Source organism: Sphingomonas sp. GW821-FHT03E12 (genome assembly GCF_059420685.1).
Window position 1 is genome coordinate 809817 of the sequence record NZ_JBWKUF010000001.1, and the last position, 25233, is coordinate 835049.

30 protein-coding genes and 1 tRNA gene are annotated in these 25233 nt (G+C 66.4%); 13 read left to right on the top strand and 18 right to left on the bottom strand.

The window, feature by feature from the left end:
* Window positions 1-65: 65 nt before the first annotated feature.
* The 4 genes from AC07TU_RS03975 (at window position 66) to aguB (ending at window position 3937) form a co-directional block, all read left to right on the top strand.
* Entirely contained in the window at window positions 66-1718 is a 1653-nt protein-coding gene (locus tag AC07TU_RS03975; RefSeq protein ID WP_495186604.1) for a M28 family metallopeptidase, read from the top strand.
* Window positions 1719-1724: 6 nt separating this feature from the next.
* Window positions 1725-2690: an agmatine deiminase family protein gene (locus AC07TU_RS03980; protein WP_495186605.1), complete on the top strand. Its 966-nt coding sequence runs from the start codon at window positions 1725-1727 to the stop codon at window positions 2688-2690.
* A 5-nt stretch (window positions 2691-2695) separates the two neighbouring features.
* Window positions 2696-2932 carry a hypothetical protein gene (locus tag AC07TU_RS03985; RefSeq protein WP_495186606.1) on the top strand — a complete coding sequence of 79 codons (237 nt, stop codon included), beginning with the start codon at window positions 2696-2698 and terminating at the stop codon, window positions 2930-2932.
* Between the two features lie 150 nt (window positions 2933-3082).
* Window positions 3083-3937: an N-carbamoylputrescine amidase gene (gene aguB, locus AC07TU_RS03990; RefSeq protein WP_495186607.1), complete on the top strand. Its 855-nt coding sequence runs from the start codon at window positions 3083-3085 to the stop codon at window positions 3935-3937.
* Window positions 3938-4076: 139 nt separating this feature from the next.
* Here aguB and AC07TU_RS03995 read toward each other — a convergent pair whose 3' ends face one another.
* Window positions 4077-4733 carry a uracil-DNA glycosylase gene (locus tag AC07TU_RS03995; RefSeq protein WP_495186608.1) on the bottom strand — a complete coding sequence of 219 codons (657 nt, stop codon included), beginning with the start codon at window positions 4731-4733 and terminating at the stop codon, window positions 4077-4079.
* Window positions 4734-4756: 23 nt separating this feature from the next.
* Here AC07TU_RS03995 and folK point away from each other — a divergent pair, with 23 nt between their 5' ends.
* The 3 genes from folK to AC07TU_RS04010 all read left to right on the top strand — a co-directional run bounded on the left by folK (window position 4757) and on the right by AC07TU_RS04010 (window position 5982).
* On the top strand, window positions 4757-5230 hold the full coding sequence (folK, locus tag AC07TU_RS04000; protein ID WP_495186609.1) for a 2-amino-4-hydroxy-6-hydroxymethyldihydropteridine diphosphokinase: 474 nt from the start codon (window positions 4757-4759) through the stop codon (window positions 5228-5230).
* Between the two features lie 10 nt (window positions 5231-5240).
* Window positions 5241-5885: a M23 family metallopeptidase gene (locus tag AC07TU_RS04005; protein ID WP_495186610.1), complete on the top strand. Its 645-nt coding sequence runs from the start codon at window positions 5241-5243 to the stop codon at window positions 5883-5885.
* A 21-nt stretch (window positions 5886-5906) separates the two neighbouring features.
* A tRNA-Lys gene (locus AC07TU_RS04010) sits at window positions 5907-5982 on the top strand.
* A 20-nt stretch (window positions 5983-6002) separates the two neighbouring features.
* Here AC07TU_RS04010 and AC07TU_RS04015 read toward each other — a convergent pair.
* The 7 genes from AC07TU_RS04015 to AC07TU_RS04045 all read right to left on the bottom strand — a co-directional run bounded on the left by AC07TU_RS04015 (window position 6003) and on the right by AC07TU_RS04045 (window position 11843).
* Complete coding sequence (locus tag AC07TU_RS04015; protein WP_495186611.1) at window positions 6003-6929, bottom strand: hypothetical protein; 927 nt, start codon at window positions 6927-6929, stop codon at window positions 6003-6005.
* Between the two features lie 132 nt (window positions 6930-7061).
* Window positions 7062-7943: a hypothetical protein gene (locus AC07TU_RS04020; protein WP_495186612.1), complete on the bottom strand. Its 882-nt coding sequence runs from the start codon at window positions 7941-7943 to the stop codon at window positions 7062-7064.
* Between the two features lie 37 nt (window positions 7944-7980).
* Complete coding sequence (locus tag AC07TU_RS04025) at window positions 7981-9414, bottom strand: NAD(P)(+) transhydrogenase (Re/Si-specific) subunit beta (protein WP_495186613.1); 1434 nt, start codon at window positions 9412-9414, stop codon at window positions 7981-7983.
* A gap of 4 nt (window positions 9415-9418) precedes the next feature.
* Entirely contained in the window at window positions 9419-9697 is a 279-nt protein-coding gene (locus AC07TU_RS04030) for an NAD(P) transhydrogenase subunit alpha part 2 (RefSeq protein ID WP_300497114.1), read from the bottom strand.
* Window positions 9698-9716: 19 nt separating this feature from the next.
* Window positions 9717-10499, bottom strand: a complete 783-nt coding sequence (locus tag AC07TU_RS04035) for a hypothetical protein (RefSeq protein ID WP_495186614.1) — start codon at window positions 10497-10499, stop codon at window positions 9717-9719.
* 32 nt (window positions 10500-10531) lie between these two features.
* Window positions 10532-11653 carry a Re/Si-specific NAD(P)(+) transhydrogenase subunit alpha gene (locus AC07TU_RS04040; protein ID WP_495186615.1) on the bottom strand — a complete coding sequence of 374 codons (1122 nt, stop codon included), beginning with the start codon at window positions 11651-11653 and terminating at the stop codon, window positions 10532-10534.
* 1 nt (window position 11654) lies between these two features.
* Window positions 11655-11843, bottom strand: a complete 189-nt coding sequence (locus AC07TU_RS04045) for an aa3-type cytochrome c oxidase subunit IV (protein ID WP_495186616.1) — start codon at window positions 11841-11843, stop codon at window positions 11655-11657.
* A gap of 86 nt (window positions 11844-11929) precedes the next feature.
* Between AC07TU_RS04045 and AC07TU_RS04050 the strand changes: the two genes are divergently transcribed.
* Both AC07TU_RS04050 and AC07TU_RS04055 read left to right on the top strand, forming a co-directional pair.
* Window positions 11930-13360, top strand: a complete 1431-nt coding sequence (locus AC07TU_RS04050; RefSeq protein WP_495186617.1) for a sigma-54-dependent transcriptional regulator — start codon at window positions 11930-11932, stop codon at window positions 13358-13360.
* 31 nt (window positions 13361-13391) lie between these two features.
* Window positions 13392-14159 (top strand): SDR family NAD(P)-dependent oxidoreductase, encoded by a 768-nt coding sequence (locus AC07TU_RS04055; RefSeq protein ID WP_495186618.1) that lies wholly within the window; start codon window positions 13392-13394, stop codon window positions 14157-14159.
* Window positions 14160-14172: 13 nt separating this feature from the next.
* Here the strand turns inward: AC07TU_RS04055 and AC07TU_RS04060 are convergent, their stop codons facing one another.
* A complete protein-coding gene (locus tag AC07TU_RS04060) occupies window positions 14173-14724 on the bottom strand; it encodes a cytochrome b (protein ID WP_495186619.1) in 552 nt (183 codons plus the stop codon).
* 111 nt (window positions 14725-14835) lie between these two features.
* Between AC07TU_RS04060 and AC07TU_RS04065 the strand changes: the two genes are divergently transcribed.
* Window positions 14836-15378, top strand: coding sequence for a hypothetical protein (locus tag AC07TU_RS04065; protein ID WP_495186620.1), 543 nt, complete (start codon window positions 14836-14838; stop codon window positions 15376-15378).
* Here AC07TU_RS04065 and folP read toward each other — a convergent pair.
* Together folP and AC07TU_RS04075 are read right to left on the bottom strand one after the other, a co-directional pair.
* The gene (gene folP / locus AC07TU_RS04070; protein ID WP_495186889.1) at window positions 15375-16460 is read right to left on the bottom strand and encodes a dihydropteroate synthase; all 1086 of its coding nucleotides are present in this window, start codon (window positions 16458-16460) and stop codon (window positions 15375-15377) included. The genes AC07TU_RS04065 and folP overlap by 4 nt on opposite strands.
* A 116-nt stretch (window positions 16461-16576) precedes the next feature.
* Window positions 16577-17707 carry a site-specific DNA-methyltransferase gene (locus AC07TU_RS04075; RefSeq protein ID WP_495186621.1) on the bottom strand — a complete coding sequence of 377 codons (1131 nt, stop codon included), beginning with the start codon at window positions 17705-17707 and terminating at the stop codon, window positions 16577-16579.
* A gap of 343 nt (window positions 17708-18050) precedes the next feature.
* Here AC07TU_RS04075 and AC07TU_RS04080 point away from each other — a divergent pair, with 343 nt between their 5' ends.
* On the top strand, window positions 18051-19646 hold the full coding sequence (locus AC07TU_RS04080; RefSeq protein WP_495186622.1) for an isocitrate lyase: 1596 nt from the start codon (window positions 18051-18053) through the stop codon (window positions 19644-19646).
* A 191-nt stretch (window positions 19647-19837) separates the two neighbouring features.
* Here AC07TU_RS04080 and AC07TU_RS04085 read toward each other — a convergent pair whose 3' ends face one another.
* Genes AC07TU_RS04085 through AC07TU_RS04105 form a run of 5 tightly spaced genes read right to left on the bottom strand, consistent with a single transcriptional unit; the run spans window position 19838 to window position 23347 of the window.
* Window positions 19838-20272: a VOC family protein gene (locus tag AC07TU_RS04085; protein ID WP_495186623.1), complete on the bottom strand. Its 435-nt coding sequence runs from the start codon at window positions 20270-20272 to the stop codon at window positions 19838-19840.
* 40 nt (window positions 20273-20312) lie between these two features.
* Complete coding sequence (rnhB, locus tag AC07TU_RS04090) at window positions 20313-20942, bottom strand: ribonuclease HII (RefSeq protein WP_495186624.1); 630 nt, start codon at window positions 20940-20942, stop codon at window positions 20313-20315.
* Complete coding sequence (gene thiD / locus AC07TU_RS04095; RefSeq protein ID WP_495186625.1) at window positions 20935-21735, bottom strand: bifunctional hydroxymethylpyrimidine kinase/phosphomethylpyrimidine kinase; 801 nt, start codon at window positions 21733-21735, stop codon at window positions 20935-20937. Before thiD ends, rnhB begins: the two co-directional genes overlap by 8 nt.
* Before the next feature lie 42 nt (window positions 21736-21777).
* Window positions 21778-22398: an FMN-binding negative transcriptional regulator gene (locus AC07TU_RS04100; RefSeq protein WP_495186626.1), complete on the bottom strand. Its 621-nt coding sequence runs from the start codon at window positions 22396-22398 to the stop codon at window positions 21778-21780.
* A 58-nt stretch (window positions 22399-22456) separates the two neighbouring features.
* Window positions 22457-23347 (bottom strand): EamA family transporter, encoded by an 891-nt coding sequence (locus tag AC07TU_RS04105; protein ID WP_495186627.1) that lies wholly within the window; start codon window positions 23345-23347, stop codon window positions 22457-22459.
* Between the two features lie 103 nt (window positions 23348-23450).
* Between AC07TU_RS04105 and AC07TU_RS04110 the strand changes: the two genes are divergently transcribed.
* Entirely contained in the window at window positions 23451-23933 is a 483-nt protein-coding gene (locus AC07TU_RS04110) for an Lrp/AsnC family transcriptional regulator (RefSeq protein ID WP_495186628.1), read from the top strand.
* Between the two features lie 2 nt (window positions 23934-23935).
* On the opposite strand, the gene AC07TU_RS04115 is transcribed toward AC07TU_RS04110, so the two are convergent.
* A complete protein-coding gene (locus tag AC07TU_RS04115; protein WP_495186629.1) occupies window positions 23936-24304 on the bottom strand; it encodes a DUF6463 family protein in 369 nt (122 codons plus the stop codon).
* A 4-nt stretch (window positions 24305-24308) separates the two neighbouring features.
* Window positions 24309-24533 carry a DUF1272 domain-containing protein gene (locus tag AC07TU_RS04120; RefSeq protein WP_495186630.1) on the bottom strand — a complete coding sequence of 75 codons (225 nt, stop codon included), beginning with the start codon at window positions 24531-24533 and terminating at the stop codon, window positions 24309-24311.
* 95 nt (window positions 24534-24628) lie between these two features.
* On the opposite strand from AC07TU_RS04120, the gene AC07TU_RS04125 reads away from it, so the two are divergent.
* On the top strand, window positions 24629-25201 hold the full coding sequence (locus AC07TU_RS04125; RefSeq protein WP_495186631.1) for a hypothetical protein: 573 nt from the start codon (window positions 24629-24631) through the stop codon (window positions 25199-25201).
* The last annotated feature ends 32 nt before the right edge of the window (window positions 25202-25233 follow it).

Consider the following 25233-nt stretch of genomic DNA (forward strand, 5'->3'; position numbering starts at 1 on the left):
CCGCTTGCCCCCCGCGCCGCCCGCTGCCACAAGTCGCGCAACGAAATTACCCGGAGACGATGTCGATGCGTTTCGCCCTTCTTGCCCTGCTGGGCCTTGCCGCGTGCAGCGGCGGCCAGTCGTCAGCGCCCGAGCCGGCGCTGCCCGCAATGCCGATGGAGACGTTCAAGGAGGCGACGCGCGTCCTGTCTTCCGACGAATTCGAAGGCCGTGCGCCCGGCACTGCGGGTGAGAAGAAGACGCTCGACTACCTCGTCCAGCAGTTCCAGAAGGCGGGGCTCCAGCCGGGCAACAATGGCAGCTGGTTCCAGGACGTGCCGCTGGTCGCGATCACCGCGAAGAATGTCTCCGATCTTTCCTTCACCGGCGGCAGTCAGCCGATCAGCCTGAAATATGGTCCGGAATTCGTCGCCGGCACCTATCGCGTGACTCCGAAGATTGCGGTCAAGGACAGCCCGGTCGTCTTTGTCGGCTACGGCATCAACGCGCCCGAAAAGGGTTGGAACGACTATGCCGGGGTGGATGTGAAGGGGAAGACGGTGGTCATCCTCGTCAACGATCCCGACTGGCAGACGGCGGAGGCCAAGGGCGAGTTCAATGGCCGCGCGATGACCTATTACGGCCGTTGGACCTACAAGTTCGAGGAAGCTGCGCGTCAGGGTGCCGCCGCCGCGATCATCGTCCACCAGACCGAACCCGCCGCCTATGGCTGGAACGTCGTCCAGTCGAGCTGGACCGGCGAGCAGCAGGTGGCCGATGCCGCCAATGGCCATGCCGACCAGTCGGCAGCGATCGGCTGGATGCAGCTCGACAAGGCGAAGCAGCTGTTCGCGTCGGGCGGGCAGGATTTCGACAAGCTCGCTGCCGCCGCCAAGGTGAAGGGCTTCAAGCCCGTCGCGCTCGGTGCCGTGAAGGCGTCGATCAGCTTCGACAACGACATCCGCAAACATGCCTCGAAGAATGTGATCGGCATTCTGCCCGGTAAGGCGCGCCCGGACGAATATGTCCTCTACACCGCGCATTGGGACCATCTTGGCCGCTGCGAGGCGGCGCCCGACGGTGACGACATCTGCAACGGCGCGGTCGACAACGCCACCGGCACCGCGGCCCTGGTCGCGCTCGCCGAAGCACAGGCCAAGGCCGGTGCGCCCGACCGCAGCCTCGTCTTCCTTGCGGTAACCGCCGAGGAATCGGGCCTGCTCGGCTCGAAATATTATGGCGACAACCCGGTCTACCCGCTCGCGAAGACCGTGGGCGGCGTGAATATGGATGCGCTCAACATGACGCCCCCGGCGAAGAACGTCATCGTGATGGGCAAGGGCAAGTCGCAGCTCGACGCCTATCTTGAGCGCGCGCTGACCAGGCAGGGCCGTGTCGCGAGCAACGAGCCGACGCCGGAGAAGGGCTTCTACTACCGCTCCGACCACTTCATGCTCGCCAAGCACGGCGTGCCGATGCTCTATTTCGACGCGGGCGACGATCTGGTCGAGGGCGGCACTGCGGCGGGCAAGGCTGCAGCGCAGGACTATGAGAAGAACAAGTACCACGGCCCCAAGGACGAGTTCGATCCGAACTGGAACTGGGCGGGCGTGGAGAAGGACCTCCAGGTCTATTACGCCGTCGGCCGCGCGCTTGCATCGACCACCGACTGGCCCAACTGGAACGAGGGCGACGAATTCCGCGCTGCCCGCGACAAGAGCCGCCAGGGAGCGAAATAAGCATCTATGAAGCCGACGCCGCCGCCCGAATGGGCCAAGCACAAGGCCGTGTGGATCGGCTTCCCCAGCCATCCCGAGCTTTGGGAATCGCTGAATGCCGCCCGGGCGGAGGTCGCCGCCTTTGCCCGCGCGGTCCATGCCGACGGCGCGGGCGAGCAGGTGCTGCTCGTCGCTGCGGATGAGGAAGCGGCCGCCGCCGCGCGCCTGCTCGCGGGCGATGCGGCCAAGGTGGTCGTTGCGCCCTTTGGCGATATCTGGCTGCGCGACACAGGCGTGATCGTCGATAGTGACGGCGTCGGCCACGACTTTGAATTCAACGGCTGGGGCGGCAAATATCACTACGAGGGCGATGTCGAGGTCGGCGCGCTGCTCGCCGAGAAGCGCCGCATGGAGGTGCAGCCGCACGACTGGGTGCTCGAAGGCGGCTCGATCGACTGGGACGGCACCGGGCTGGTCGTCACCACCGAGCAATGCCTGCTCAACCGCAACCGCAACCCCACCCTCTCGCAGCGCGAGGCGGAAGAGCGGCTGTACAATGATCTGGGGTTCGACCGCGTGCTCTGGCTGGGCAATGGTCTGGCGATGGATCACACCGACGGCCATGTCGACAATCTCGCCCGTTTCGTCGGCGAGAACCGCCTCGCGATCCCCATGCCGGAAGAGAACGACCCCAACTGGCTCGTCTATGCCGATGCGAAGCGCCGCGCCGAGGCATTCGGGGTCGAGGTCGTTCCGATCCCCTCGCCCGGCCGCGTGATCCATGGCGACGAAGTGGTCCCGGCAAGCTACATGAATTTCTACATCGGCAATGCCGCGGTGGTGGTGCCGGTCTATGGCCAGCCCAACGACCGCAAGGCGGTCGAGGTCATCGGCGCGCTCTTCCCCGGCCGCGAGGCCGTGGGCCTGCGCGCGGACCATATCCTGACCGGCGGCGGCAGCTTCCACTGCATCAGCCAGCAGATTCCGAAGTAGGGATGATGACGACGCCCTCCTTCTTCACTGTCGCACCGGCGAATGAAGTCGAGGCTGTTGCACATCTGACCGCGAAGGGATTTCCACCCTCCCGAATCGAGAAAGATGCGGACGGCATGCTCGTCCTCGTCTTCGCAGATATCCCGGAGGAGCGGATGTATGAGTTGGCACAAGCGCTGCCGGTTCACCTTAGCGCGAAGGTCGGTATCGTGATGGGCGATCAGCCACCGTTCGGCGCCTGACCTCCTCTTCTACCGTCACCCCGGCCTTGTGCCGGGGTCCACCGCGCCGTCAGCTTTGTCTTCACCCTCATGCCGCGCCACCCGTCGCTCCGTGGACCCCGGCACAAGGCCGGGGTGACGAAGAGGGACGGGCCGTCTAAATACGCCGCCATGACCCAGATCACCGTCGCCGCGCTCCAGCTCGCCTTCACCAACGACATGGCGGGCAACATCGCCAACGTCACCGACCTCGTCCGTGAGGCGGCGGGAAAGGGCGCACAGGTCGTTCTTCCGCCCGAATTGTTCGAGGGCGAATATTTCTGCCGCGTCGAGGATGAGGCGCTGTTCGCTCAGGCCAGGCCGCTTGCGAGCCATCCCGCGGTCACCGCGATGCAGGCGCTCGCCGCCGAGCTCAAGATCCACATCCCGACCAGCTTCTTCGAGGCGGACGGCCCGCATTTCTACAACAGCCTCGCGATGATCGGCCCCGACGGCAAGGTCGCCGGGGTCTACCGCAAGAGCCACATCCCCGACGGGCCGGGCTATGAGGAGAAATATTATTTCCGCCCCGGCAACACCGGGTTCAAGGTGTGGGATGGCCCCGCGGCGGACGCGACGCTCGGTGTCGGCATCTGCTGGGACCAATGGTATCCCGAAACCGCGCGCACGATGATGCTGATGGGGGCGGAGCTGCTCTTCTATCCTACTGCGATCGGCTCGGAGCCCTATGACGCCGATCTCGACACCAGCCGCATGTGGCGCCGCGCGATGATCGGCCATGCCGTGTCGAACGTCGTCCCTGTCATCGCCTCGAACCGCATCGGTACCGAGGGCGATCAGCGCTTCTACGGCCACAGCTTCATCTGCGACGAATGGGGCGACATCGTCGCAGAGTTCGGCGCGACCGAAACCGGCGTGCTCACGGCGACACTCGACCTCGACCGCGCGCGGAAACACCGCGCCGGCATGGGCTTCTTCCGCGACCGCCGGCCGGAGCTGTACAAGCGGATGGTCGAGGATGTCTGAGCGTCTCGTGGCCTTGAAATGTAGGAGTTGATTTGCTCCATCCTGATCGATGGAACAGAGACTCCCCGAAGGCGCACCGAACTGCCCTCGCGCGCGTGGCAGTGTGACTTTTGGGACTTTCCGCAGCTCAGGCCGCGACTCAGACCATGCCGCGCAGTTCCAGCGCCCGTTCGAATACCGCCTCGAACATCGCCGCCGTCAGCCGCCCGGTATTCTGGTTGTAGCGCGAGCAGTGATAGCTATCGATCAGCACACGCCCGTCGGGCATGCGGTGTTCGGCGAGATGCGCGAAGCGGCATTTGGGCAGCTTGCCGCCCAGCACCTTCACCGCGCTCTGGTGCGCGATCTGGCCGAGCGCGATGAAGATACGCGCAGGGATCGCATTGGCCTGCGCGCCGGCAAAGGGGCGGCAGTTGCGCGCCTCCTCCGGCGTCGGCTTGTTCTCGGGCGGCAGGCATTTGACCGAATTGATGATGATCGTGCCCTTGAGCTGAAGCCCGTCATCGGCTCGCGATTCATAGCTGCCCTCGGTGAAGCCGAATTTGGCGAGCGTCGCGAACATGAGGTCGCCCGCAAAGTCGCCGGTGAAGGGCCGTCCCGTCCGGTTCGCGCCGTGCTTGCCCGGGGCGAGACCGATGATGCCCAGCCAGGCCTGCGGATCGCCGAATGCTGGAACCGGCGCGTTCCACCAGTCCGGGTGCCCGGCGCGCAATTCGGTGCGCAGTCCCACCAACCGCGGACAGCGCGGGCAATCATGGGGAGGTTCGGTTTCGGGAAGCGGGCTTGGCGGAACCATGCGCCAGCGATAGGCCGTGCAGCGTGACGCGCTCAACCCCTGTCTGCCATTACGTCATTGCTCTCGGTTCCAACCGCCGTGGCCGTCACGGTGCGCCGGAGGCGGAGGTTCGTGCCGCGCTTGAGGCGATCGGCGGCGTGGCACATGCCTCTCCGATCATCGCCACCGCCCCGCTCGGCCCGTCGCGCCGCCGCTTCGCCAATGCCGCCGCACTAATCGAGAGCGATGAGGCGCCTCCCGAACTGCTGCGGCGTCTCAAGCGGATCGAGCGTGATTTCGGCCGCCGCCGCGGGCGCCGCTGGGACAGCCGGGTGATCGATCTCGACATCATCCTGTGGTCGGGCGGGGCGTGGGCGAGTCCCGGCCTTATCGTCCCACACCCCCAGTTCCGCCACCGAGGGTTCGTGCTTCAACCGCTGAACGCGATCGTGCCCGACTGGCGCGACCCGCTTACCGGCCGTACGGTCCGGCAGCTCGCGGCGCTGGCTGACGGGTAGGGAGATAGCGATGCCGATGATGATGTTGCCGCTCGTGCTGGTTGCGTTTCAGACCACCCCGGCACCTCCGCCACCCAGCACCGGCGTCTACCGCCTGCCCTATGGCGACGGGACGCAGGTGAAGGTGTTCGACGACACGCGCACCCATCGGCCGCGCGCGCGAATCGACCTGTTCGCGGTCGGCGGCCCGAAGCCCTACCGGATCGTCGCCGCCGCGTCCGGCCGGGTGATGGCGATCCAGGACAGCTATGGCGAGCGGCAGACCGGCCGACCCGCGAGTGAGTGCCGCAACAACTTCGTCTGGATCGCGCATCCCAATGGCGAATGGACCGGCTATTCGCACGTTGCGAAGGGCTCGGCGACCGGCACGGCAAAACTCAAGGTCGGTCAGAAGGTGCGTGCCGGGCAACTGATCGGGATCGAGGGCGATGTCGGCTGCTCGATGCTGAACCACCTCCATTTCGAGGTGGCGGTGCCCGATCCGGCGAACCCGGTCGATGCGGGCGGGTTCCTGACCGACAACGAAGGCGGCAAACGTAACCGCGAGCCACGCTTCTGCGACGTCAAAGGGACCGTCAACAAGGATGAGGAGCATGCCGCCCGACGTTGTCTTCCCTCGCTCTCGCCGGTTGACCGCGGCGGATCACGCCCTTAGGTGCACCCCACCCTCAAGTGCGGGCTCGTAGCTCAGTTGGTAGAGCAACGGACTTTTAATCTGTAGGTCTCGGGTTCGAGCCCCGACGAGCCCACCACTTGAGGCCTGTCCTTCAGATCAGGCCGGAACAAGCCCAGCCCGCCCCGCGGCGCCGAAATAGCCGCGCATCGCTACCGCTGCCCGATCGGTCAGCGTGATATGCGCGCGGCGCTTGTCCGTTGGATCGGCCTCGCGGCCAAACAGGTCGGCGTCGTGCATCGTTCCGATCCAGCGCAGCGCGGTGGTCGGCGGCACCGCTGCGGCGATGCACAGGCTGGAGACCGAGACGCGGCGCCCCTCGAGCCGCGCTGCATAGAGGTCGAGCAACATGTCCCAGGCGGGATCGGCAAACAGCTCCGACGCGAAATGCTGGTCGCGCAATCGCCGCGCCCGGATCGTGGCGCGGATGGCGCGCGGGTCGGGATCGGGCTCCGCCGCCTCGCTGCGATAGCCGGGCGTCCGGTCGCGCACGCCGCCCCCGCCGGGCGGAGCGGAGGTGAGCTGGCTCAGCACTTCGGCCAGTCGGGCGACTTCCTCATTGAGCAGGCGCAACCGCTCGGCCTCACGCTCCCGCGCGGCGTCGTGCAGCCGCGCCGTGCCACCCGGCAGCGCTCCGGCCAGTGCCGCTAGGGCTTCGGCCGGGCCGGCATCGCAGAGCAGAATGGCGTCCGCCGCCAGCATCGGCCCGGCAACCGCATCGATCGACGCGGTATCGAACAGGGCGATCGTCCGGCAGTCGCGCTTCGCCGCCATCCCGGCGATCTGCGCCGCACTATCCGCCGCCTGCTCGATCGAAAGCCCGGCCGCATCGAACACCAGCAGATCCAGGCTGATCTGGTCGGCCAGCCGCGTCGCCGCCTGCTCGGGCGCCACCGCGCCGAGCAGGCGCACGCCTGACGCCTCGACCAGTTGCTGAAGCGCTACCATCCGCTCCGGCATGGCAACGATCAGTGCGCCGCCATCCAGAGCAGCGGAATAGAGGGCAGGAGCGATCGTCTCATGCATCGAAACCTCCGCTTTGCATTGCATTGCGGATGTTTCACCGGTTCGTGCCGCCGACGTAAGCATAAATGCCTCCGTTCCCAATCCGTTTCGGATGAACTATCTCCGGAACGGATCAAGAACGCAAGCGGTAAGTCAGCCGAACACGTCCTCCGCGTCGCTGAACTCGTCCTCGACCAGCAACCGGGCGGCGGTTGCGGCGCTGCCGCCGCTCAGCGCGATCCAGACCGATACGACCGCACCGCCTCCGATCGACTGGAGAAAGAAGCGCATGTCGAAGCTGCCCGCTCCCGCCCTTTGCGGCAGGACGATCTGCACGGGTGTTCCGTTGTCCGCTGCCGACGTGTCGCCGAGCATCGCCAGCAGATCGGCGAAATGGCTGCCCGCAGTGACGAGGTTGACGGCTACGGACGCGACCAGTCCGATCAGTGTGACCGCCAGCGCGGCGGCGAACAGCTTCCAGAAATGCCCGCGGCTCCGCTTCCAGGCCTCGCCGATCGCAAAGGCGCCGCGATGGAGCGTCAGCGGAAAGGCGAGCGAGAAGCGGATGACGAGAAAGGCCACGATGCCGAACAGGACGAGCCCGACGAGCAGCGACAGGAATGGCCTGAGCAGCACGGAGTCGGTGCTTTCCGCCAGCCTGCCGCCAGCCAGGCCGATTGCAAGCAACAGCACGAAGCCCGCGATGCCGAAGATCAGGCACAACGCCAGCATGCGCAGTTCGTCCGGGCCGAACCGCAGAAAGGCGATGCCGCTGGTATCGGGCCGCAGCACCGATCGCATCGACGCAGTGTAGAGGATGACCCCGACGATTCCGAACAACAGGCCGATCAGCCATACCGGTCCCATCGCCGTGACCGACCAGCGCGGATCGGTATCGGAGATTACCACCGGCTGCATCGCCAGCGCGACGGCGATGTTGAAGGCGCAATAGATGCCGCCCCAGATCGCCACAGCGACGAGATTCTCGCGGAAGGCGCCGAACGCGCCCTCCAAGATCCGCCCGACACTGATCATCGCCCCGGCCCCAGAACTGGCCGGCCGGGGCGCCCGATCAGTCGAGCGATTTCACGATCTCTTCGACCATCTTCTTGGCGTCGGCCAGCAGCATCATCGTGTTGTCCTGGTAGAAGACATCATTGTCCACCCCGGCATAGCCGACGCCGCCCATGCTGCGCTTGATGAACAGCACGGTCTTGGCCTTGTTCACGTCGAACACGGGCATGCCGTAGATGGGCGAGGACTTGTCGGTCTTGGCCGCCGGATTGACCACGTCGTTGGCGCCGATGATGAAGGCGACGTCGGTCTGGCTGAACTCGCTGTTGATGTCCTCCAGCTCGAACACCTCGTCATAGGGGACGTTGGCTTCGGCCAGCAGCACGTTCATGTGCCCGGGCATGCGCCCCGCAACCGGATGGATCGCGTACTTCACGCGAACGCCATGCTCCTTGAGCTTGTCGGCCATCTCGCGCAGCACGTGCTGCGCCTGCGCTACCGCCATGCCGTAGCCGGGAACGATGATGACCTGCTCGGCCTGGCTCATCAGGAACGCCGCATCCTCGGCCGATCCGCGCTTCCACGGGCGATCGGTTGCTGCGGCAGCCGCGCCGCCGCCGCTGTCGCCGCCAAAGCCGCCCGCGATCACGCTGATGAAGCTGCGGTTCATCGCACGGCACATGATGTAGCTGAGAATCGCGCCCGAGCTGCCGACCAGCGCGCCGGTGATGATCATTGCGGTGTTGCCGAGCGTGAAGCCCATCGCGGCTGCTGCCCAGCCCGAATAGCTGTTGAGCATCGACACCACGACCGGCATGTCCGCGCCGCCGATCGGGATGATCAGCAGGAAGCCGATGGCGAAGGACAGCGCCAGCACCGTCCAGAACACCCATACCGGTGCCTGAAGCTCGATCGTGTAGAAGGCGATCAGACCGAGGATCGCGGCCAGCGTGCCGAGGTTGATGACGTGGCGTCCCGGCAGCATGATCGGCTTGCCGCCCATATTGCCGTTGAGCTTGAGGAAGGCGATGACCGAGCCCGAGAAGGTGATTGCGCCGATCGCGACGCCCAGGCCCAGTTCGATCCGGCTGACCGGAAGGATCAGGCCGGCGAACTTCGAGGTCTCGGGAAAGACGATCCCGAACGCTTGCGGGTTGAGATAGGCAGCGACACCGACCAGGACGGCGGCGAGACCGACGAGCGAGTGGAAACCCGCCACCAGCTGCGGCATATCGGTCATCGCGATCTTGCGAGCGACGATCCAGCCGATGCCGCCGCCGATGGCGATGGCGCCGACAATCTCGGGCAGCGATGCGATCTCATGCGTGACGAGCGTCGTCACCACGGCGATCAGCATGCCAACCATGCCGAAGCGGTTGCCACGACGGCTGGTCGCGGGTGAGGACAGGCCACGCAGCGCGACGATGAAACAGACGCCCGCGATCAGATAGGCGAGTGCAACCCAGGGGTTGACGGGAGCAGCCTCGTGCATCGGCTCAGCCCTTCTTCTTGTACATGGCGAGCATGCGCTCGGTGACGGCGAAGCCGCCGAAGATGTTCACGCTGGCGAGCGCAACCGCGATCAGCCCCAGCCATTTGGCGGTCTCGCTGCCGGCTGCGGCCGACGCGATCAGCGCGCCGACGATGATGACCGAGGAGATGGCGTTGGTGACGGCCATCAGCGGCGTGTGCAGCGCCGGCGTGACCGACCACACGACATAATAGCCGACGAAACACGCCAGCACGAAGATCGACAGGATCGAGATAAAGTCCATGTGCGAGTCCTTCCGCGACTCAATAGAAACTGTAGCTGGTGGTTTTCACGATGCCGAACGGCTGCTGCGGCATCGCTGCCGAAATACGGACCAGCATCTTGCCGCCGCTTTCGGAGATTGCGGTGAATTTGGCGCCCATCACGCTCAATTCCCGCGGCATCTCCGATGATTTGAACGCGATCGGCGCGGTCAGCCGCTCGAGCTGCCCCTCACGCCCGAAGACGATCATGAAGCTTTCGCGGCTGTAGATGTTGAAATAATTCCGGCGCTCGATGGCGACGAAATAGGTGTCGCGCATGGTGCCCGGCGGAACCTCGCGATAGCCGGTTTCGGCGATCGGCTTGGGTTTCTTCGGATATCGCCCGGAGAGCGTGAGCAGGCCCTTGGTCTGGCTGTAGCCATTGAACCATCCGTCGAAGTCGCCGTCGCTGTCCGAATCGATCAGGCAGGGCTGAGACGACGCGCCCAGCAGCTTCTGCTTGGCGACATCGGTCACGCAGAAGATCTTCACACCCTCCGCGGTCGCCGCGACGAGTTGCGTGCCTGCGGCGAATGTCGTCGTGCCGAGCGCTACGTCGGCGCCGAGCTCAGCCAATCCAGTCGGCAACAAGCGTTGCTTGAGCACGAAATCGCCGCCCGCCAGCAGGCGATCGCCTTCAGGCACGGCGATCGGCTGAACGACCCACAGGCTCTGCAGGTCCCGCGACTGGGCGATTGCCGCCGGGGACGCTGCCAGAGCCGTCGCAGCAATGCACAGCTGCGTGACCGTTGTGGCCCGCCTTTTGGTCCGATTTCCGTTCACTGGCATGCTCCCCCTGCCACGCGCCGGCCGCTTCAGCCGTTCAGCCTCTCGTTCACCACCTTGCCCTCGCGGGTCAGCCGGATCGCGTCGCCGATCTCCTCGTCGAGGATCGGCTTGCCCGTTTCCTTGTCCCAGAAGGCGGAGAGGAAATTGTAGAGGTTGCGCGCGAACAGCGCCGAGGCGTCCGCAGCGAGGCGCGAGGGCACGTTCCTGTGCCCGACGATCTTCACCCCGTGCTTCTCGACCACTTCGCCCGCGACCGCGCCCTCGACATTGCCGCCGCTTTCGACCGCGAGGTCGACGATGACCGATCCCGGCCGCATCGACGCGATCTGCGTGTCGCTGATCAGGCGCGGGGCAGGGCGCCCCGGGATCAGCGCGGTGGTGATGACGATGTCCTGCTTGGCGATGTGCGAGGAGACGAGCTCGGCCTGCGCGGCCTTGTACTCGTCGCTCATCTCGGTCGCGTAGCCGCCTGAGCCTTCGCCCTCGATCCCCGCGACGGTCTCGACAAAGATCGGTTTGGCGCCGAGCGACTGGATCTGTTCCTTGGTCGCCGAACGCACGTCGGTTGCCGAGACCTGCGCGCCCAGGCGCCGCGCGGTCGCGATCGCCTGAAGTCCGGCGACGCCGACGCCCATCACGAACACCTTGGCGGCCGAAACCGTGCCCGCCGCGGTCATCATCATCGGGAAGGCGCGGCCATATTCGGCGGCGGCGTCGAGCACGGCCTTGTAGCCGGACAGGTTCGATTGCGAGGACAGGATGTCCATCGACTGCGCACGCGTGATGCGCGGTATGAACTCCATCGCCAGCGCCTCGATCCCGAGTGCGGCATAGGCATCGACCCGCGCGCGTTCGCCGAACGGGTTGAGGCCCGCGGCCAGCCAGGCGCCGGGCTTGATGCCGTTCAGGCTCGCCGGGTCCGGTCCCTGCACGCCGAGCACGATGTCGGCATTCGCGAGCACATCGGCGCGCGAGCCGACCTTCGCGCCGACGGCTGCAAAGGCGTTGTCATCCAGGGAAGCGGTGTCACCCGCCCCGCTCTCGACAGCTACTTCAGCGCCGAGCGAGACGAACTTCTTGACCGTTTCCGGCGTCGCGGAGACGCGCCGCTCACCGGCGGCGGTCTCCTTGAGGACGGCGATCTTCACTTCAGGAAGCGATCAGCCAGACGACCAATGCGGCGATGATCACGGTGACGATGGTGCCGATCTTCATCATCCGCATGAACCCACCATAGGTGTTCTCATGTGCCTTCATGTCGGCGCTGTGTGCCATGCGTAGCTTCCCCTCTGACGCGTTGTTGGCAGCTTCATTAGACGGCGTATCCCCGCCTCTCAAGCCCCGCGCGCTTGGGCAGCCTTAAGCCGGTCTTTACCCAACCCGATTATCCCGGGTGACCGATTTAGGGACAACAGGGACAGAAAATGACGCGCAACGGCCAGCGCCTCCTGATGCTGATCGACGACGAACCGGCCCAGCGGCGGCTGGTGACGGCGATCGCCGCACGCCGCGGCTGGCGCACGGTGTGTGCGAGCGACGGCGAGACCGCGCTCGCGACCCTGGGGACGCCGGACGGCATGGCATTGGATGCGATCGTGCTCGATCACTGGGCGCCCGATTTCGACGCGGCGAAGCTGATCGCCGAGCTGCGCGCAAACCGGCCGATGCTCCCCATCCTGCTACTCACCGCCAATGGTTCGGTTGCGGCAGCGGTCAGCGCGATGCGCGCGGGCGCGACCGATTTCCTGGTCAAGCCGCTCGCACCCGAACGGCTGCTCGCTGCGCTCGACACCGCGGTCGGTGCCAAGGTTGCGGGCGAGCTGCGTCCGCTCACCGAAAAAATGGGCGCGAATCTGGCGTTCGACGAGATCGTCGGTTCGGCGCCGCAATTCCGTGCGGCGCTCGCCATCGCGGCCAAGGCGGCACGTGCCCGCGTCCCCGTGCTGATCGAGGGCGAGAGCGGCGTCGGCAAGGAAGTGGTGGCGGAGGCGATCCACGCCGCCTCCCCCCGCCATGCCAAGCCGGTCGTGCGCGTGAACTGCGGCGCGATTCCCGCGAACCTCGTCGAATCGGAGCTGTTCGGCCACGAGAAGGGCGCCTTCACCGGCGCCTTCGAACGCAAGATCGGCCGTTTCCAGGAGGCGGACGGCGGCACCATCCTGCTCGACGAGATCGGCGAGATGCCGCTCGAGGCGCAGGTGAAGCTGCTGCGGGTGCTGCAGTCGGGCGAAGTGCATCCGATCGGCGCGCGGCACGTCAGCGAAGTCGATGTCCGCGTGATCGCGGCCACCAACAAGACCTTGCTGACCGAGGTCGAGGAAGGCCGGTTCCGCGAGGATCTCTATTACCGCCTCAACGTCGTCCAGGTGACGATCCCGCCGCTGCGTGAACGCGCCGGCGACATCGCCCCGCTTGCGCGCCATCTGCTCGCGCGCATCGCCGAGCAGCCGGGTTTGCGTCCGCTCGGCATCACCGATGATGCGATCGCCTTGCTCGCCAGCTATGATTGGCCGGGCAATGTCCGCCAGCTCCAGAATGCGCTCTTCCGCGCCGCGGTGCTGTGCGACGGCGACGCGCTGACCCGTGCGGATTTCCCGCAGATCGCGCAGCTTTCGGAAGGCCGCCCTGCAGCTGGCGGTGCTGCCCATGGCGGCGCGGCATCGGGAGCGGGGATCACCCTGTTCCGTGCCGACGGCAATCTGCGTGCGCTGGACGAGATCGAGGCGGACGTGATTCGCCTGGCGATCGGTCATTATCGCGGCCGGATGACCGAGGTTGCGCGCCGGCTCGGCATCGGCCGCTCGACGCTCTACCGCAAGCTCGGCGAACTCGGGATCGACCAGAACGCGGCCTGACTTGCGCGCCATGCGCGGCTAGAAGGCCCGCATGGCTTCATTCAAGGGCAAGACCGCACTGATTACCGGCGCGGCATCGGGTATCGGCCGCGCGGTCGCGGAGCATCTGGCATTGCAGGGTGCGAAGCGCCTGATTCTGATCGATCGGGATAGCGATGCGCTGGAACGGCTGATGCTGCCGCCCTGCGAGACCACTCTGGGCTTCGGCGATGTGCGCGAGGAGACGCTGTGGGACGCGATCGAGCCCGAGCTGGGCCAACTCGACCACGCCGTGATCAATGCCGGCGTCGCCGGCGCATCGACCATTGCCGATCATGATTTCGATCAGTGGCGCTACATCCTGTCGGTCAATCTCGACGGCGCCTTCCTGTCGCTGCGCGCGGCCATGCGGGCGATGCGCGCCAACTCCAAGCGGCGCGGCGGCAGCATCGTGCTGACGGCATCGGCAGCCGGCGTGAAAGCGGAACCCGGCGTTGCCGCTTATGGCTGTTCCAAGGCGGCGCTGATCCATCTCGCCAAGGTGGCGGCCAAGGAAGGGGCGGCGGACAATATCCGCGTCAATGCGATCGCGCCGGCAGGCGTTGAGACCCCGGTCTGGGATGCGGTGCCGATGTTCGCGCAGCGTGCAGCCGAAATCGGCCGCGATGCCGCCTTTGCCGAGATGGCGAAGCTCGCGACGCCGCTCGGCCGCTATGCCAGCGCGGAAGAGGTTGCCGCGCAGATCGCATTCCTGCTCGACGACGCGAGCGCACTGACGACCGGCACCGTGCTGCTCAGCGACGGCGGCTACACGCTGTAGAGCACGCCGCCGGTCAGATCTCGTCGTCCATATGGCTCTGCCGCAGACCCGGAAGCATGCGGTGGAACACCACATCTTCGTCGAAGAACTGGTGCTTCAGCGCGCCGCAGACATGGATGAAGATCAGCAGCACGAGAATGTAGATGGCCATTTCGTGGATCGCCGCCAGATTCGCCCGAAGTTCGGGGGATTTGGCGACGGGAAGATCGAACCACTGGATGCCGCCGAACACCTCGCCTGTGCCGCCGCCCGCCGACATCGTCGCCCAGCCGAGCAACGGCACCGCGAGCAGCATCAGATAGAAGGCGAGATACACCCCGCGCGCCAATGCGCGTTCCCAGCCCGGTACGCTGTCGGGAAAGCGTGGCCACGGATGGACCAGACGCCAGCCGATCCAGACGATGGTGAGCAGCAGGACGGCGATGTTGATCGACTTGTACCAGGAAAACAGGGCTCGATCGTTCGGCATGGTGATGGCGATCACGATGTTGATGACCACCAGTGCCGCCACGGTCCAGTGGATCAGGATCGATACGTTCGAATAACGGTCATAGGCTTCGCGCATGGCTCCTCTCCTGACGACCTATCGTCGTCAATCGCACGAAACGGCGGATTGTTCCGGCGGCGGCACACCTGATCTGGCGAAACCCCGGCGGCTTCCCATATAATGCCGACCATGCTTCGATTCCTGCTCGTGATCGCCGCGCTGGCGGCTCTGGCCTTCATCGCCTTCACGCTGTTCGTGGTCGGTGCGGCGGGGCTTGCCCTGTTCTTCGGCGCACGAAAGCTGCGCCAGCGCCTTGCCGGCGCCAAACTCAAGCGCATGAAGCAGGCGCGGCCTGCCGATCCGCTTGAGGCTGCCTGGGCCGAAGCCGCGGGTGAGGCGGACTGGGCGGTGAGCCGGATCGCCGCGGCGCGGACCAGCTGCGCGCGGTTGATCGCGATCGCCGATGCCGAGCCGCTCGCCGCCGACGCGGTCGACTGGGCCAATGTCGTGCGCCGCCGTGTGCCCGATCTGGTCGCTGCGTGCCGCAACGAATGCCGCGACGCGACCGGAGCGGAGCGCCGCCGCAACCTTGAGGATCTGGTCGAGAGCCTCGAGAAGATCGGTGCCGAAGCGGATCGCCGCCGCGACCGGTTCCGCGAGGCGCGGGTCAGCCCGTTCGCGGTGCAGCGCACCTATGTCGAGCAGCGTACCCGGCCCGATCCACTCGGCTAACGACCGATCAGCGCTGCATCGCGCATGCCGCGCCATACGCGCAGCGCCTGAACCGTTTCCGGCACGTCATGGACACGCAGTAGCTGCGCGCCGAGCTCCGCGCCCTTGAGCGCCAGCGCGAGCGAGCCGCCAAGGCGCTGGTCTGCGGGGGCCTCGTTCGACAGTGCGCCGACGATCCGCTTGCGGCTGGCGCCGAGCAGCAGCGGCACGCCAAGCCCGTGGAATAGCGCGAGGCCGTTCAACAGCGCGAGATTGTGCGCGAGCGTCTTGCCGAAGCCGATACCGGGATCGGCGATGATGCGGGCGCGATCGACGCCCGCCGCGACGACCGCATCGATCCGGCCTTCCAGCCAGTCATAGACCTCGATCAGCGAGTCGCCATAGCCTGCGCCGCCGTCCGCACCCTGTTTGGGGTCGCCGGCGTGCATCAGCACTACCGGGCATTGCGCGCGTACGACGATTTCGAGCGCGCGGTCGTCCCACAGCAGCGCCGACACGTCGTTGACGATATGCGCGCCGGCGGCGAGGGTGGCTTCCATGACGCCTGCCTTGCGCGTGTCGGCGGAGACGAGGGTGCCGCTGCGCGCCAGTCGTTCGATGACGGGGACGACGCGCTTGATCTCGTCGCCCTCCCACACTTCCTTTGCGCCCGGCCGGGTCGATTCGCCGCCGACATCGATCAGCGCCGCGCCTTCCGCCGCCATATCGACTCCCGCTGCGGCGGCGGCTTCGGGATCATCCGGGTGCTTCCCCCCGTCCGAGAAGCTGTCGGGGGTCATGTTGAGGATGCCCATTACCTGGGGCTGGTCGAAGCGCAGGACGCGCTCGCCGAGTGTCAGTGGCGTGCGCGGCGCGGTGATGCGCGCGGCGATCGCCTGGAGCCGCTCGTCATCGGGCAGGTCGGCGACGGGAATCGTGCGCTGGAGGGTGCGCTTGCCATTCTCGACCGCGATCAACTCCCAGGCCGAGAACCAGACCAGGCCGCCGGCGAGCCGTGCGACCTCGCCGTCGCGCTCGATCGGCGAATCGGCGAACTGCACCGGACGGAGATAGAGGCGAGCGGAAGCGGGAAGATCGAGGATCACAGGTCTCCGTCACCCCGGCCTCCGTGCCGGGATCCACGGTGCGGCAAGGGCCGCACGGACATGGTTTTGCGGCACCGTGGACCCCGGAACAAGTCCGGGGTGACGGCTATGGATCAGGGCTGTGTCGCCAGCAGATAGGTCTGGCGCAGCGCGTCGATCGGCTTGAGGCCGTTCTCCGCCTCATAATGCCAGAAGGTCCAGCCGTTGCATGAGGGCGCATTCTGAAGCGTCGCGCCGACCTTGTGGATCGATCCGGCGGTGCCGCAATCGGTGAGCAGCGAGCCATCGGCCTTCACCACCGCGCGCCAGCGGCGCTTGGTATCGGACAGTACCGTGCCCGGCGTCAGATAGCCGGTCTCGATCAGCGTGCCGAAGGCGACGCGCGGCGCCTGACGCGGCGCCATCATCGTGGTGACCGCGCTCTCGTCGAGCGGCAGCGCCGCGTCGATGCGCTCCTGCGCCGCCTCGATATAGGTGCCCTCGCGGTCGATGCCGATCCAGTGACGGCGCAGGCGCTTGGCCACCGCGCCGGTGGTGCCGGTGCCGAAAAAGGGATCGAGGATGACGTCGCCCGGCTTGGTGCAGGCGAGCATCACGCGGTAGAGCAGGGCTTCGGGCTTCTGGGTCGGGTGGACCTTGACGCCGTTCTTCTTGAGCCGCTCCTGCCCGCCGCAGATCGGGAACTCCCAGTCGCTGCGCATCTGAAGCTCGTCGTTGAGCGTCTTCATCGAGCGATAGTTGAAGGTGTATTTCGACTTCTCGCCCATCGACGCCCAGATCAGCGTCTCATGTGCGTTGGTGAAGCGCGTGCCCTTGAAATTGGGCATCGGGTTGGCCTTGCGCCAGATGATGTCGTTGAGGATCCAGAAGCCGAGATCCTGGATCGCCGAGCCGACCTTGAAGATATTGTGGTAACTGCCGATCACCCAGATCGTGCCGTTCGGCTTCAGGATGCGGCGCGCCTCCGCCAGCCAGGCGCGGGTGAACGCGTCATAGGCGTTGAGCGAATCGAACTTGTCCCACTCATCGGTGACCGCGTCGACGAAGCTGCCGTCCGGACGATTGAGGTCGCCACCGAGCTGAAGGTTGTAGGGCGGATCGGCGAAGATCATGTCGATCGACGCGGCGGGGAGCGCGCGCATCGCCTCGATACAATCCTGCTGGATGATCGTGTCGAGCGGCAGGACGTCGACCCAGCTGCGGGTGCGAACCTCTGCTTTCGCGACCTTCTCGATGACCCCCATTAACTACTCCATACCCCTGTTGAGGGGGCGAAACGCCATGAAAGGACGGAGTCCGTCAAGCGAACATTAGTTAACGAAAATCCCTGAGATTCCGTTAACTTGATGGAACATTCCAAGACCGGACCAGATGTTGAGTCTGAAAGTTATCCACAGGCCCTAGGGATGGGGTGTGGCGGGGAAGACTCAATTTGCGCCGAATTGAGTAGCGGATTTTGTCAGGAATTTACAAAAATACACAGGAATGGCGATGTCAGGCGACCCCTTCACCTCGTGATGTCGCAGTTTTGCAGGCATCACATGTGTAAAGATGAATAGACGCACCTCAAATCGAACGAGGTGCTCAATGACCTATCAAGACGAAATCGCCCGCGCCCAGACGCCTATCGCTGCCGAGAATGGCCGCTGGAACGGCATCGATGCTGAATCGGTTGCGCGGATGCGGTTGCAGAACCGGTTCAAGACCGGTCTCGACATCGCCAAATACACCGCGGGCATCATGCGCCGTGACATGGCGGCGTACGACGCCGATCCGGCGGCCTACACCCAGTCGCTCGGCTGCTGGCACGGCTTCATCGCGCAGCAGAAGCTGATCTCGATCAAGAAGCATTTCGGCACCACCAAGGGCAAGTACCTCTACCTCTCGGGCTGGATGGTCGCGGCGCTGCGCAGCGATTTCGGGCCGCTGCCCGACCAGTCGATGCACGAGAAGACCAGCGTCCCGGCGCTGATCGAGGAGCTCTACACCTTCCTCAAGCAGGCCGACGCCCGCGAGCTGGGGCTGTTGTTCCGCGATCTCGACAAGGCGCGCGACAGCGGCAACGAGGTCGAGGCGGCGCGCATCCAGAACGCGATCGACAATTTCGAGACGCATGTCGTGCCGATCGTCGCCGATATCGATGCGGGCTTCGGCAATGCCGAGGCGACCTATCTGCTCGCCAAGAAGATGATCGAGGCCGGCGCCTGCGCGCTGCAGATCGAGAATCAGGTCAGCGACGAGAAGCAGTGCGGGCACCAGGACGGCAAGGTCACCGTGCCGCATGAGGACTTCCTGGCGAAGGTCCGGGCGTGCCGCTACGCCTTCCTCGAGATGGGCGTCGATGATGGGATCATCGTCACGCGCACCGATTCGCTCGGCGCGGGCCTGACCAAGCAGATCGCCTATTCCAAGGAGAAGGGCGATCTGGGCGACCAGTATAACGCTTTCCTCGATTGCGAGGAGGTGACCGATCCTTCGACCCTGCGCGGCGACGTCGTCATCGAGCGCGACGGCAAGCTGATGCGGCCCAAGCGGCTGCCGTCGAACCTGTTCCAGTTCCGCGAGGGGACCGGCGCGGATCGCTGCGTGCTCGACTGCATCACCAGCCTTCAGCATGGCGCCGACCTGCTGTGGATCGAGACCGAGAAGCCGCATATCGAGCAGATTGCTTCGATGGTCGACCGCATCCGCGAGGTGATCCCGAACGCCAAGCTGGTCTACAACAACTCGCCAAGCTTCAACTGGACGCTGAACTTCCGCCAGCAGGTGTTCGATGCGTGGAGCGAAGCGGGCAAGGATGTCAGCGGCTATGACCGGGCGAGGCTGATGAGCATCGATTATGACGGGACGGAGCTGGCGGCGGAGGCGGACGAGAAGATCCGGACGTTCCAGCGCGACGCTGCGGCGCGCGCGGGCATCTTCCATCACCTGATCACGCTGCCGACCTACCACACCGCGGCGCTGAGCACCGACAACCTCGCCAAGGAGTATTTCGGCGACGCGGCGATGCTGGGCTACGTCAAGGGCGTGCAGCGCGAGGAGATCCGGCAGGGCATCGCGTGCGTGAAGCACCAGAACATGTCGGGCAGCGACATCGGTGACGACCACAAGGAGTATTTCGCCGGTGAGGCCGCGCTCAAGGCGGGCGGCGCACACAACACCATGAACCAGTTCGCGGCGTGACGCGGGCAGCCGCAGCGCAAGCTGCGGCCACCTCGCGGCACGCCCGGCCGGCGGCGCCGTAGGCGACCGACCGACGACGCGGCTTTGCCGCGGCGGCTAGCCCGAGAAAGAGTTTCCTGGGGAGGAAAGGAGGTCCGTCGTCACGCCCTTGCGTGGCGGCGGACCTTTTCTTTCATGTCAAAGAGCAACGCTCACATCTCGAACTCGACCAGGACCGAATCCGCGCTTTTCCGCGCCGGGCCGTGATAGACCGCCTCGATATTGTTGCCCGCGGGATCGAGCAGGAAGGCGCCGTAATAGCCGGGATGATAGGGCCGCTCGCCCGGTGCACCATTGTTGGTGCCGCCGGCGGCAAGGCCCGCCTTGTAGAACGCGTCGACCATGTCGCGGTCCTTCGCCTGAAAGGCGAGGTGGTGGTAGCCAGTGAGCTTGCCCAATGCCGCCTCGCTGTCGGCGGTCGAGATGAACAGCTCATCGGCCCAGAGATAATCGGCGCCGCTGCCCGCGACCGGGATGCCGAGCGTGTCGAACACGGCGGTGTAGAAGCGGCGGCACGCGTCGAGATCGGCGACGACGAGCTGGATATGATCGATCAGGCGGCCGCGGTGAAGCTGCTGGGTTTCCATGGGGAGTCCCTTGTGGTTGGCGGCACCGGACCGCGCCGCTTCAAACGATCACACCCCCAACCGCCGGGCCGAAATCGAGTTCCGCCTGCGCCACCGGTGCGAAGCTGCGGCGGTGGTGCGGGGTGGGGCCGAGCGTGCGCAGCGCCTGCTGGTGGATCTTGGCGGCATAGCCCTTGTTGCTCGCCCAGCCATAGCCGGGGTGGAGCGCATCGAGCTCGATCATGACGCGATCGCGATGCTGCTTGGCGATGATCGAGGCGGCGGCGATCGACAGGCAGCGCGCGTCGCCGCCGACCACGGCTTCGCTGGCATGCTCCCAGTCGGGGCAGCGATTGCCGTCGACCAGCACGAAGCCGGGGCGCAGGTCGAGCGCGGCGACCGCGCGGGTCATCGCCAGCATCGTCGCCCAGAAGATGTTGAGCCGGTCGATCTCCTCGACGCTGCAGATGCCGATGCCGACGCGCGCGCAACCGAGGATCGAATCGTGGAGTGCGGCGCGCTTGGTGGCGGTGAGCGCCTTCGAATCGTCGATCCCCGGCGGGATGCAGGCGGGGTCGAGAATCACCGCGGCGGCGACCACCGGGCCGGCGAGCGGGCCGCGCCCGGCCTCATCCACCCCGGCGACGGGGCCGTGAATGCCGTGGCGCGTCTCGAAGCTGAGATCAGGCATCGTCGGCGAGCCGGTCGAACGGGATCGTGCCGAGCGCATGGCCGATCGGGCCATGGCCGGCGCCGAGGCCGGGGGCATGGCGGATCGCGACGCGGACATAGCGGACGGCGCGGGTGAAAGCGTCGGCGACGGGTAGCCCGGCGCCGAGGCCGGTGGCGAGCGCGCTGGCGAAGCTGCACCCGGTGCCATGGGTGTGAGGCGTGTCGAAGCGCGGCTCGACCATTTCCGCGACGAGGCCACCGTCGGGGGCGAAGAGCTGGTCGTGGACGCTGTCGCCCTCGGCATGGCCGCCCTTTTCGGCGAGATGGCAGCCATGGGCGAGTACGGCATCACGGCCGCCGAGCGCGGCGAGCTCGGGGAGGTTGGGGGTGACGACCGCCGCAAGCCGCATCAGCCGTTCGAACGCCGCGATCGTACCTGCGTCGGCGAGGATCGAGCCGCTGGTGGCGATCATGACGGGATCGAACACGATGGGGGCGCCGGGCAGGGCTTCGAGCCGGTCTGCCACCGCGTTGGCGATGTCGGCCGAGCCGATCATGCCGATCTTCACCGCATCGACGCCGATGTCGGAGACGACGGCGTCGATCTGGGCGAGCACCATGTCGACCGGGACCGGGTGAACGGCGGTGACGCCGAGCGTGTTCTGCGCGGTGATCGCGGCGATCGCGGTCATGGCGTGGCCGCCGAGCATGGTGACGGTCTTGATATCTGCCTGAATGCCGGCGCCGCCGCCTGAGTCAGAACCGGCGATGATGAGAATGCGGGGGATCGGGGTGCGCGGAGCGGGGGACATGGGCCTGCCATTGCACAGGGCGGGAGTGCGGGGAAGCTTCGCCTATCGCGCCATCGCCGCCGCCATGAGCGAGGCGGGGTCCTGCTCGCGCAGCCCGGCGACGACGCCTTCGCGATTGGCCGCGGGCTGGTTCTGGCTCGCCTTCCACTTCCCCTCGATCCGATCGACCGCGATCTCGACACCTGCAATGCCCTTGAGCTGTGCAGCGACATAGTCGGACGGAGCGTCGGTGACGGCCCAGGGATCCTGGCGATCCGCCTCCTGAAGATTGGTCAGCGCGTCGATCTGGGCGCGGAGCCAGTCGGCGTCGTCGATCACCCGGGGCCGGCCGTGCGCCTGGACGAGGATATAGTTCCAGGTCGGCACGACCTTTCCATGCTCGCGCTTGGACGGGTACCAGGACGGGGTGACATAGGCCTGCGGGCCCTGGAAGATCACCAGAGCCTCGCCGCCCGCACGCAGATCGGCGAGCTGCGGATTGGCCTTGGCGAGATGCGCGCGGAGCAGGTCCGGGCCGTTCTCGTCCGGCACGAGCGTGAAGGGCACGAGGTTGGCGATGAGGCCGGACGGGCCGTGGGTGACCAAAGTCGCCAGCGGATGCGCGCGGATCGCGGCGTGGAGAAGCTCGGGACGATCCTCGCGGAACGCGGGGGGGCGGTACATTGCAGGTCCTCGCTGGAATGAACGGTGCGCTGCTACACCCGATCGGCCCGCGGCGCCATCAGATCGGCGCGGGTTCCTCGAGCGGCCGCTTGCTGCCCAGTGCCGCGCCGACCGAGGCGAAGACGACCAGCAGGATCGCGAACCACTGGAGCGGCAAGAGATGCTCGCCGAGCAGCAGGACGCCGACCATCGCCCCGATCGCGGGCTCGGCGCTGATCATCGTGCTGAAGGTGTTCGAGGGAAGACGGCGCAGCGCGATCATCTCGAGCGCGAAGGGGATGGCGCTCGACGCGATGCCGACGGCGAGGCCGAGCATCAGGATCTCAGGCCGGAGCAGCGCGGTACCGGCATGGGCGATGCCGACCGGTGCGGCGACCAAGGCGGCGACGATCATGCCGCCCGCGACCGCGCCCGCGCCATGCTCTTCACCCGCACGCTTGCCGATCAGGATATAGGCCGCCCAGCAGGCGCCCGCGATGAGCGCGAGGACGATGCCGCGCCAGTCGAGCTGAGTCGTGCCACCCCAGAGCGGGAGCAGGAGGAGCAGGCCGGCGACGGCGAAGCCGATCCAGACGAGGTCGGACTTGCGCCGCGAGGTCAGCACCGCGACCGACAGCGGCCCGATGAACTCGATCGCGATGGCGATGCCGAGCGGGATGAAACTCAGCGATTTGTAGAAGGTCAGGTTCATCAGCCCGAGGACGAGGCCGTAGCCGGCAAGGGAGCGCCAGCCGCCGCGCCAGTCCAGCCGCCACGGCCGGAAGATCGCCGAAAGGATGAGCGCGCCGATGATGAGACGCAGCGTCGTCGCGCCCTCCGGCCCGACCGAGGGGAAGAGGGTCTTGGCGAAGGACGCGCCGGCCGCGACCGAGATCATCGCAGCGAACAGCGTCAACAGGGCGAAGACGTCGACGCGCGCGGGCGCCGGCCGGGAAGCAAGGACGGTCATCGAACTCTCACGGGGAAATAATTGTCATGGGCGTTCTACCGATGGGCTTTGACAAAGGCGCTCGATTTTGACGTTATGTCGATAATTTTTATCGACCGATCGGATGTTCGCGATGCGAAATGACGCGCTGGACCCATTTGACCTCAAGCTGCTCGAACTGATGCAGCAGGACACGCAGCGGCCGATGGCTGCGGTCGCGGAAGCCGTGGGGCTGTCGGTTCCGGCCTGCTACCGCCGGATGCGGCGGCTGCGCGCCAATGGTGCGATCGCGCGTGAAGTGGCGATCGTGCGGCCAAAGACACTGGGCTGGCCGCTGTCGATGCTCGTCATGGTAACCTTCGACCGCGAGGATGCGCGGACCACGCAGGAGATGATGGCGATCCTGCGCGCCGAGCCCGAGGTGATCGAGGCGTGGAACGTCACCGGCGATTTCGACATCGCGGTGCGGATGATCGCGCGCGACATGGAAAGCTATGACGACACGGTGGTGCGGCTGTTCTCCGCCAACCCGCGGGTGCGCGCGTTCCAGACCCTGGTGGTGATCCGCGAGCTCAAGGAGATGAGCCCGATCCCGGTGGCCGGATGAGCTCAGCCGCTGCGGGCGCGCAGCAGCAGGGCGATGACCGGCGGGAAGAGCAGCCACGCGCCGTTGGCGGGCATCACCGCGACCATGGCGACCAGCGTGAGCAGCAGGAGCAACGCGGCGGCGAACGGAACCGGGACGCGGCGCGCCTCCATCGCATCGACCAGCAGGCCCAGCACCGTGAGAACGGGCGCGAAGGCGAAGAACCAATAGGCGGTCGCGCGCAGCGAATAATCGTCGGCGGTGGCGATCAGCCCGGCGCCGGCCATCTCCTGCAAGGGCGCCGGATAGATGAACAAGGCGCCGATCGCGTGGAGCAGGCCGACGACGACGATCCAGCGGCCGATCCAGCGACGGGGCGACGGCGCCTCCATCCGCTTAGCCCTTGAACATGCGTTTGGTACTTGCCGGGTTGCGCTTGAGCGCATCGCCGACGCGCGCGGGCCGGTCGAGCAGCTCGCCGCCGCAATTGGGACAGACCTCGTCGAGCCCGTCGGCGCAGTCCGCGCAGAAGGTGCATTCGAACGAGCAGATGAACGCGCCGCCCTGATCGGCGGGAAGGTCGGTGCCACAGCGTTCGCAATCGGGGCGCATCTCAAGCATGACCGGCGACTAGCGTCCTTTGCCGGAGGCAGGAAGCATGATTGCACTGCGCGCGGTGCCATTTTATCCCCGTGTCGCGGGTGGGAGGACAGGGCATGCGGAATGCATTCGGCGCGGCGATCGGGTTGCTCCTGCTGCCGGCACCGACAAGCGGCCAGACCGCTGTTGCTGCGCCGTGGATCGACGCGGGGGCTGCCGATCCATTCTCGCCGCTCGCCGCTTATCTGGGACGCAGCCCGCAAGAGCTGAAGCGCGCTTTTCCGGGCGGCAAGGGCACGGCATTTGCGGCGCAATGTGCGGCCAGGCTCTACAAGCGCGATCGGGGAGGTGCGGTCTATACGATCGATCTGCAGATCAAGGGGGCGGGCTGCTACGATCTCGGCATGCAGGCGCTGGAGCGAGTCTATGGCAAGCCGAACGCCGATGGCGGTTACGGCTATGCCGCCGCGCTCGCGGCGGGCGGCAGCGTCAGCACCCTGTACCGCACGACCATGGTGTTGAAATGGTGCCCGGCCGGTTTCGACGTGCTGGTCGTGCAGCCGGCGGGCTGGCGCGACGGCCTGAACCTGACCGTGGCGCTGCCGGGTGCGTGGAATCCCAAGAACGGAAAGCGGGTGGCGCCCGACTCGCCCGAACAACGGGCCTCCTGCCCCGCCCGGAACGGTTAGCCGGTGCCGCCCCAGCGCAGCTGAATCATACG

Excerpts from the sequence above, each read along its gene's own strand:
- AC07TU_RS04050 (WP_495186617.1), top strand. The coding sequence starts at position 11,930 with ATGACGCGCAACGGCCAGCGCCTCCTGATGCTGATCGACGACGAACCG.
- AC07TU_RS04015 (WP_495186611.1), bottom strand. The coding sequence starts at position 6,929 with ATGCATGAGACGATCGCTCCTGCCCTCTATTCCGCTGCTCTGGATGGC.
- AC07TU_RS04060 (WP_495186619.1), bottom strand. The coding sequence starts at position 14,724 with ATGCGCGAAGCCTATGACCGTTATTCGAACGTATCGATCCTGATCCAC.
- AC07TU_RS04080 (WP_495186622.1), top strand. The coding sequence starts at position 18,051 with ATGACCTATCAAGACGAAATCGCCCGCGCCCAGACGCCTATCGCTGCC.
- rnhB (WP_495186624.1), bottom strand. The coding sequence starts at position 20,942 with ATGCCTGATCTCAGCTTCGAGACGCGCCACGGCATTCACGGCCCCGTC.
- aguB (WP_495186607.1), top strand. The coding sequence starts at position 3,083 with ATGACCCAGATCACCGTCGCCGCGCTCCAGCTCGCCTTCACCAACGAC.
- thiD (WP_495186625.1), bottom strand. The coding sequence starts at position 21,735 with ATGTCCCCCGCTCCGCGCACCCCGATCCCCCGCATTCTCATCATCGCC.
- AC07TU_RS04030 (WP_300497114.1), bottom strand. The coding sequence starts at position 9,697 with ATGGACTTTATCTCGATCCTGTCGATCTTCGTGCTGGCGTGTTTCGTC.
- AC07TU_RS04120 (WP_495186630.1), bottom strand. The coding sequence starts at position 24,533 with ATGCTTGAGATGCGCCCCGATTGCGAACGCTGTGGCACCGACCTTCCC.
- AC07TU_RS04100 (WP_495186626.1), bottom strand. The coding sequence starts at position 22,398 with ATGTACCGCCCCCCCGCGTTCCGCGAGGATCGTCCCGAGCTTCTCCAC.
- AC07TU_RS04055 (WP_495186618.1), top strand. The coding sequence starts at position 13,392 with ATGGCTTCATTCAAGGGCAAGACCGCACTGATTACCGGCGCGGCATCG.
- AC07TU_RS04065 (WP_495186620.1), top strand. The coding sequence starts at position 14,836 with ATGCTTCGATTCCTGCTCGTGATCGCCGCGCTGGCGGCTCTGGCCTTC.
- AC07TU_RS04075 (WP_495186621.1), bottom strand. The coding sequence starts at position 17,707 with ATGGGGGTCATCGAGAAGGTCGCGAAAGCAGAGGTTCGCACCCGCAGC.
- AC07TU_RS03980 (WP_495186605.1), top strand. The coding sequence starts at position 1,725 with ATGAAGCCGACGCCGCCGCCCGAATGGGCCAAGCACAAGGCCGTGTGG.
- AC07TU_RS04005 (WP_495186610.1), top strand. The coding sequence starts at position 5,241 with ATGCCGATGATGATGTTGCCGCTCGTGCTGGTTGCGTTTCAGACCACC.
- AC07TU_RS04115 (WP_495186629.1), bottom strand. The coding sequence starts at position 24,304 with ATGGAGGCGCCGTCGCCCCGTCGCTGGATCGGCCGCTGGATCGTCGTC.
- AC07TU_RS04020 (WP_495186612.1), bottom strand. The coding sequence starts at position 7,943 with ATGATCAGTGTCGGGCGGATCTTGGAGGGCGCGTTCGGCGCCTTCCGC.
- AC07TU_RS04125 (WP_495186631.1), top strand. The coding sequence starts at position 24,629 with ATGCGGAATGCATTCGGCGCGGCGATCGGGTTGCTCCTGCTGCCGGCA.
- AC07TU_RS03985 (WP_495186606.1), top strand. The coding sequence starts at position 2,696 with ATGACGACGCCCTCCTTCTTCACTGTCGCACCGGCGAATGAAGTCGAG.
- AC07TU_RS04105 (WP_495186627.1), bottom strand. The coding sequence starts at position 23,347 with ATGACCGTCCTTGCTTCCCGGCCGGCGCCCGCGCGCGTCGACGTCTTC.
- AC07TU_RS04025 (WP_495186613.1), bottom strand. The coding sequence starts at position 9,414 with ATGCACGAGGCTGCTCCCGTCAACCCCTGGGTTGCACTCGCCTATCTG.
- AC07TU_RS04110 (WP_495186628.1), top strand. The coding sequence starts at position 23,451 with ATGTTCGCGATGCGAAATGACGCGCTGGACCCATTTGACCTCAAGCTG.
- AC07TU_RS03975 (WP_495186604.1), top strand. The coding sequence starts at position 66 with ATGCGTTTCGCCCTTCTTGCCCTGCTGGGCCTTGCCGCGTGCAGCGGC.
- AC07TU_RS04085 (WP_495186623.1), bottom strand. The coding sequence starts at position 20,272 with ATGGAAACCCAGCAGCTTCACCGCGGCCGCCTGATCGATCATATCCAG.
- AC07TU_RS03995 (WP_495186608.1), bottom strand. The coding sequence starts at position 4,733 with ATGGTTCCGCCAAGCCCGCTTCCCGAAACCGAACCTCCCCATGATTGC.